Annotated in this window: 8 protein-coding genes and 1 tRNA gene; 7 read left to right on the top strand and 2 right to left on the bottom strand. The window is 71.4% G+C overall.

Annotated elements, in window-relative coordinates; genetic code table 11:
- Nucleotide 1 precedes the first annotated feature (1 nt).
- Both AC1MIR_RS23720 and AC1MIR_RS23715 read left to right on the top strand, forming a co-directional pair.
- Nucleotides 2–82 (top strand): EF-Tu C-terminal domain-related protein, encoded by an 81-nt coding sequence (locus AC1MIR_RS23720; RefSeq protein ID WP_115004024.1) that lies wholly within the window; start codon nucleotides 2–4, stop codon nucleotides 80–82.
- Nucleotides 83–97: 15 nt separating this feature from the next.
- Nucleotides 98–1639: a hypothetical protein gene (locus tag AC1MIR_RS23715; RefSeq protein WP_480030639.1), complete on the top strand. Its 1542-nt coding sequence runs from the start codon at nucleotides 98–100 to the stop codon at nucleotides 1637–1639.
- 7 nt (nucleotides 1640–1646) lie between these two features.
- On the opposite strand, the gene AC1MIR_RS23710 is transcribed toward AC1MIR_RS23715, so the two are convergent.
- Together AC1MIR_RS23710 and AC1MIR_RS23705 are read right to left on the bottom strand one after the other, a co-directional pair.
- Entirely contained in the window at nucleotides 1647–2306 is a 660-nt protein-coding gene (locus tag AC1MIR_RS23710; protein ID WP_480030638.1) for a TylF/MycF/NovP-related O-methyltransferase, read from the bottom strand.
- A gap of 19 nt (nucleotides 2307–2325) precedes the next feature.
- Nucleotides 2326–3639, bottom strand: coding sequence for an RraA family protein (locus tag AC1MIR_RS23705; protein ID WP_480030637.1), 1314 nt, complete (start codon nucleotides 3637–3639; stop codon nucleotides 2326–2328).
- A 138-nt stretch (nucleotides 3640–3777) separates the two neighbouring features.
- Here AC1MIR_RS23705 and AC1MIR_RS23700 point away from each other — a divergent pair, with 138 nt between their 5' ends.
- From AC1MIR_RS23700 to AC1MIR_RS23680, 5 genes are all read left to right on the top strand, one after another.
- Nucleotides 3778–4203, top strand: a complete 426-nt coding sequence (locus AC1MIR_RS23700; RefSeq protein WP_480030636.1) for an RDD family protein — start codon at nucleotides 3778–3780, stop codon at nucleotides 4201–4203.
- 124 nt (nucleotides 4204–4327) lie between these two features.
- Nucleotides 4328–4404: transfer RNA gene (locus AC1MIR_RS23695), tRNA-Trp, on the top strand.
- Nucleotides 4405–4473: 69 nt separating this feature from the next.
- Nucleotides 4474–4671 carry a preprotein translocase subunit SecE gene (gene secE / locus AC1MIR_RS23690; protein WP_480030635.1) on the top strand — a complete coding sequence of 66 codons (198 nt, stop codon included), beginning with the start codon at nucleotides 4474–4476 and terminating at the stop codon, nucleotides 4669–4671.
- Between the two features lie 8 nt (nucleotides 4672–4679).
- Nucleotides 4680–5216 (top strand): transcription termination/antitermination protein NusG, encoded by a 537-nt coding sequence (gene nusG, locus AC1MIR_RS23685; RefSeq protein WP_480030634.1) that lies wholly within the window; start codon nucleotides 4680–4682, stop codon nucleotides 5214–5216.
- A gap of 80 nt (nucleotides 5217–5296) precedes the next feature.
- On the top strand, nucleotides 5297–5585 hold a 289-nt coding region (locus AC1MIR_RS23680; protein WP_480030633.1), incomplete at its 3' end, for a DUF2062 domain-containing protein.

Below are 5585 nucleotides of genomic sequence, written 5' to 3'. Positions count from 1 at the left end.
CTTGGATGAGGGCCTGCGCTTCGCCATCCGCGAAGGCGGCCGCACCGTCGGCGCCGGCGTCGTCGCCAAGATCGTGAAGTAGGGCGCGACCACGCGCATGACGGCGGAGGAGGCGGCTTCGCGGCACCTCCTCCACCTCGACACCCGGCAGGATGCCGCGGCGTATCTCGCCGGCCTCTGCCGGATCCCGCCCGAGAATTTTTCCTGGCCTGGCGCGCAGCGCGATCCTTCGCTGCACGGGCTGAACGCGCTGCTCGCGCGCTGCCGCATCCTCCAGCTCGGCATGCGCGCGCGCGACTGGCCCGCGGACCTGCCGATGCCTGGCGCGGAGGACGTGAAGGCCTATCGCTCCGCCGCCTGGCTCGGGCATCTGCGGGACTTCCACGCCGCCTTCCTCGCCGGGCACCCGCGCGTCCTCCGGTCCCCGCTGCACCACTGCGACCTGCCGGTGCTGGGCGAGTTCGTGAACGAGGCGCAGCAGGCCTATCTCGCCGTGCATGAGGAGGAGCTCGTCGTCTTCCTCTTCGTCGGCCGCCTGCCGCAGGGCGCCTGGTATCCGGCGCGCGACCTGTTCCTGCTGCTGCGCCCGAGCGTGCTCAACCCGCGCACCGCGCTCTTCGGCTTCCTGCGTCCCTTCCTGACGGAGCCCTTGCACTTCGCCCGCTTCGTCGCGCGCGGCCTGGCCGGCACGCTGCGCCCGGCCTTCGTCGTCGGCGATCCGCGCCCCGGCCACTACCTGAAGGAATCCCTCGCCTATCTCGACGCCGCGGAGGCCGAACTTCTCGCCTTCCGCCGGCGCGGCGGGCTGCTCGTGCTGCTCGAGGACTGGTGCGCGATGGACCCGCTGGCGGTGATCCCCGCGCTGGCCGAGGGCGAGGTCCGGCGGCTGCAAGGCCCCGGCGCCGCGCTGGCGCTGCTGGAGGCCGGCATCGACGCGCATCGCGTCTATCGCACCAAGACGCATGAGGGGCCGGAGTGGCTGCGCCGCCGCTTCGGCCTGGCGCCGCTCGCCGCCTCGGCCCGCGCGGGACGCTTCCGCGTGATGCTCTCGGTGGATGCGGAGCGGGCGCGCCTGCTGAACCAGGCCAAAATCTTCCGCTTCGTGCTGCGCCGAATCGGCGTCGCCTGCGCCGCGCGCGGCCTGGCGCTGGAGGTCGCCTGGGATGGCTGGACCATCTCCGGCGAGCCCAACGACAAGGACCGGATGGTGATGGCCCGCATCGAGGCGGCGATCGCGGAGATCAAGGACGGGCTCGGCGTGCCGATCGCGGCCGAGATCCGCCTCTTCGGCCGTTCCTCCTACGCCAAGGTGGCGGAGATCGCGCCTTGCGACCTGGTGCTGACCACCCAGGGCACCGGCGCGCTGCTGCCGAGCTGGCTGCTGCAGCGCCCGACCATCGTCTATCACGTCGCGTCCATGGTCCCGAACCGCTCCGACCTGCACGAGCCGACCGTGGTGCAGCTCGACCAGCGCGCGGTGATCGAGGAGACGGAAGGCGCCGCCGAGCATGGCAGCCGCTTCTCGCTCGCGCTCTGGGGCGTGGAGGACGCGCTGCTGCGCGCGGTGGGCGAGAAACTCGGGCTCGAACGCGGACTGCTCCCTCCCCCGCAGGCGGGCGAGGCCCCGGGTGGGGGGTGAGCGCCCCCTACATCACCAGGAAGGCCGGCACCGCGTAATACGGCAGCTTCTCCAGCCTCAGCCCGCGCGCCGCCGCGAAGGCATCCGCGCCCGCGGTCGCGCCCGCCCCCAACCCGTAGTCGTCGAACAGCACCAGCCCGCCCGGCACCATCCGCGCTGCCAGTTGCTCCAGCGCGAAGCGCGTCGGCGCCGCGACATCCATGTCGAGATGCAGCAGCGCGACGCGCAGTTCGGGATGCTTCTCCAGATGCGCCGGCAGGGTGGCGAAGACGTCGCCCTCCACCAGCGAGACGTTGGAGAATCCCTTGGCGGCGATGGCGGCCTCGAGGTCGGCGCGGGCGATCCCCGGCCCGCCCGCCGCCTCGAAGCGCGCGATGAAGCCCGCATCCTGCTCGCCCTCCGCCACGGGAAAGCGGCCGAAGGCGTCGAAGCCGATCACCGCGCGCGATTCGTCGGTCTCGAACAGCCGCCGGAAGGCCAGCAGGCGCATCAGCGACGCGCCCTTGTACACCCCGCACTCCACCACCGCGCCCGGCAGGCCGGCGATGCGGCGGTAGAGCTCGGCCTGCGCCAGCAGCTTGCCCATCCGCCCGACCGGCGCGCGCAGGTGGAAGGTGTTCTCGACCTCGTAGAGGTCGGCCTCCATGTCGATGCGGTAGGTGCCCATCGCGCCGCGCCCGCCCGACTCAGAAATAGCCGAATTTCTCGAGCAGCTCGTCCACCGGGCGGCCGAGCGCCGCATTCAGCCGCACGCGGGATTCGTTGACGATGGCGTCGAGGCTCAGGCGCAGCACCTCCTCCCACCGCTCCCGCGGGATCACCACGGCGGCGTCGGCATCGGCGAAGACCACGTCGTTGTTGCGCACCGGCACGCCCGCGATCTCCACCGCGACATTCATCGCGCCGGTAGTGCCTTCGTATTTGATGTCGTTCGCCCAGGCGCCGCGCGCGAAGACCGGCAGCTCGAGCGGCGCCACCGCCTCGATGTCGCGGGTGTAGCCGTCCACCACCACCCCCGCGACGCCCGCGCGCACCGCCAGATGCGCGTTCAGCTCGCCGAAATAGGCGCGGTCCGGCACCGTGGTGGAGACCACGATCACGTCGCCCGCACGCAGGAAGGCGTAGGATTTCAGCGCATCGTAGATGCCCTTCCACTCCCCGCCCGCGCGCGTCGCGCCCGGCGGCAGCGCGACCAGCTTCAGTGTCTTGGCCCGGCCGAGGATGCGCCGCCCGGCCACCGGCTTGATCGCGGCCGGCAGGGTGCAGGCGAGCCCCATCTCCTTCGTCAGGTCGGAGAAGACGGAGGAGCTGAGATGCGGCCGCAGCGCGCGGAACAGCATCACCTCCCGCTGGCGCTCCCCGGCGCAGATCGTCTCGGCGAGCTCGAGGTCCTCCTGCCAGTTGATGTCGAGCCGCTCGCGCGCGGTCAGGTCGAACAGCAGCGGGCTGCGGCCGAAGCGCTTGTGCGGGAAGTCGGCCGAGGTCGCGCGCATCATGTAGAGGCTCATCGCCTCGATCGTGTGCGGCGGCAGGTCCACGCTGTTGGGGATGCGCCCGCGGCCATAGGCGGGCTCCTGGCCCGCCCATTCGTAGTGCTTCTCCCGCGTCACCGCGACCAGGCTGTCGGCCTGCGGCGCCTCCCGCAGGGCCGCGACGGCGCGGCGGAAGGTTTCGGGCCCCACGAAGGGCGCGGTGCAGAGCGCCTGCACGTAGAGATCGCCCCCGGCGACGGCGCGGCATTCATTGGCGAAGAGCGCGTGCCCGTCGGTGGCGTTGGAAGCGAGCGCCGGGTCGCGCCGCAGCAGCTTCACCGGCAGGTCCTCGGCCAGCCCGGCGATCTCCTCCGATTCGGTGTCGAGCCAGACCTCGTCGAAGACGCCGCTTTCCAGCATCTGGCGCAGCTTGCGGCGGAACAGGAACTCGCCGTCCAGGATGCGCATGTTCTTGGACGGTATCCGGTCGCTCGATCCCTTGGCGGGGACAAAACCGACGACGCGCAATGCGGGGTCCTTTCGGGCGGGCAGCGAACGGCCCACCTGCATAGCCGGAACGGCCGGCGGTTGCGACGGGCGCGGAGGCGTCTGGACAGGACGCGGTTGGTGTGGCGTTACCGCGCCGGATCGGGTGAAGGCAGGACGATGTCCGACAGGCAGGGGCAGGTGGAGCTGGCGGGTCTCGGCTCGCGGCTGCTGGCGCAGATCATCGACCTGTTCTGGCTGCTGCCGCTGTCCTTCGTGCTGGGCGCGGTGGCGGCCCTGGTGAATGGCGGGCAGATGTCGCTTGGCGGCGAGATGATGGCGAATCTCATCGGCGCGCTGGTGGTGCTGAGCTTCTGGGTGGAGCGTCAGGGCACGCCGGGCAAGATGGTGCTCGGCCTGCGCATCGTGGATGCCGAGACCGGCGGCGTGCCGAGCTTCGGCCGCCTCGTGCTGCGCTACACCGGCTACCTGGTCTCCGCGCTGCCGCTCGGCCTCGGCTATCTCTGGGCGATCTGGGATTCCCGCCGGCAGGGCTGGCACGACAAGATGGCCGGCACGCTCGTCATCCGCGACGCGCGCGGCTGACGCAGCCGGGCCGGGCGGCCAAGCTTGCCACCGCCCGGGCCGCCCGCTATGTGTCCGCGCTCGCGCGGCCCATGCGCGGAACGCCGGAAGACTGCCCGCAAGGCATCGCGGCGGCCCGTACGCTAGGGGCGTAGCTCAATTGGCTAGAGCGCCGGTCTCCAAAACCGGAGGTTGGGGGTTCGAGACCCTCCGCCCCTGCCATGCGGCCGCGCGGATATGTTCGCGGCCGGCGCCGGCTTCGCAGCGCCTGCGATGGAGAAGGGGGCCGAGTTGGCCAGGTTCGATCCGGTCGGTTTCGTGCGCGAGGTGCGGCAGGAGGTCGCGCGCGTCACCTGGCCGACCCGCAAGGAGACGCTGGTGACCACCGGCCTGGTGCTGGCGCTGTCGGCGCTGGCTGCCCTGTTCTTCATGCTGGTGGACTGGATCATCGCCGGCGTCATGCGCCTGCTGTTCGGACTGGGGGTGTGAGCCACGTCATGGCCGACAAGAAGTGGTACGTGGTGCACGTCTATTCGGGCTTCGAGAAGAAGATCTCGCAGCAGATCCGCGAGCAGGCCGCGCAGAAGGGCCTCGCCGACAAGTTCGAGGAGATCCTTGTTCCCTCCGAAGAGGTCGTCGAGGTCCGCCGTGGCCAGAAGACCAACCAGGAGCGGAAATTCTTCCCCGGCTACGTGCTGGTGAAGATGGAGATGACCGACGACGCCTGGCACCTGGTGAAGAACACGCCGAAGGTGACCGGCTTCCTCGGCGAGAAGAACCGGCCGACCCCGATCCGCGAGCAGGAAGCGCAGCGGATGCTGAAGCAGATGACGGACCAGGCCGACAAGCCGAAGCGCCCCGCCATCGTCTATGAGGTGGGCGAGCAGGTCCGCGTGGCCGACGGCCCCTTCACCAGCTTCAACGGCACGGTCGAGGAAGTGGACGAGGAGCGCGGCCGGGTGAAGGTGAGCGTCTCCATCTTCGGCCGCTCCACGCCGGTCGAGCTGGAATACGGGCAAGTCGAGAAGCTCTGAGGCGCCTCGCGGCCCGGCTACGGGGCGAGATCGCCACCGCCTGGGCAGCCCTTCTCGGCAGCCCCGGCGGACCCGGGCGCGTGGCGCGCGGGGCCCCCGCCGGCGCCTTCGCCGCCATGATCCCGGTCTTCGGCGCGCATCTGCTGCTGGCAGTGGCCGGCGCCGTGGCGCTGCGCGGCGCCAAGGCGGCGGCGATCGCCGTCTGCCTGCTGCTCGGCAACCCGGCCACCCATGCGGTGATCCTTCCGCTCTCCTATGCGATCGGCAGCCGCATGCTGCCGACGCCCCCCCCCCCCCGCCAGGGCAGGCTGCCGGCCGGGGTGGCCGCGGCGCGGCCCCACGCCGCGGGGACCCAGGCGGGCGGCGCGG

This window comes from Falsiroseomonas sp. RANM36 (genome assembly GCF_056682175.1).
The sequence above is the reverse complement of the archived record's forward strand: the minus strand, read 5'-3'. Positions and strand labels throughout refer to the sequence as shown.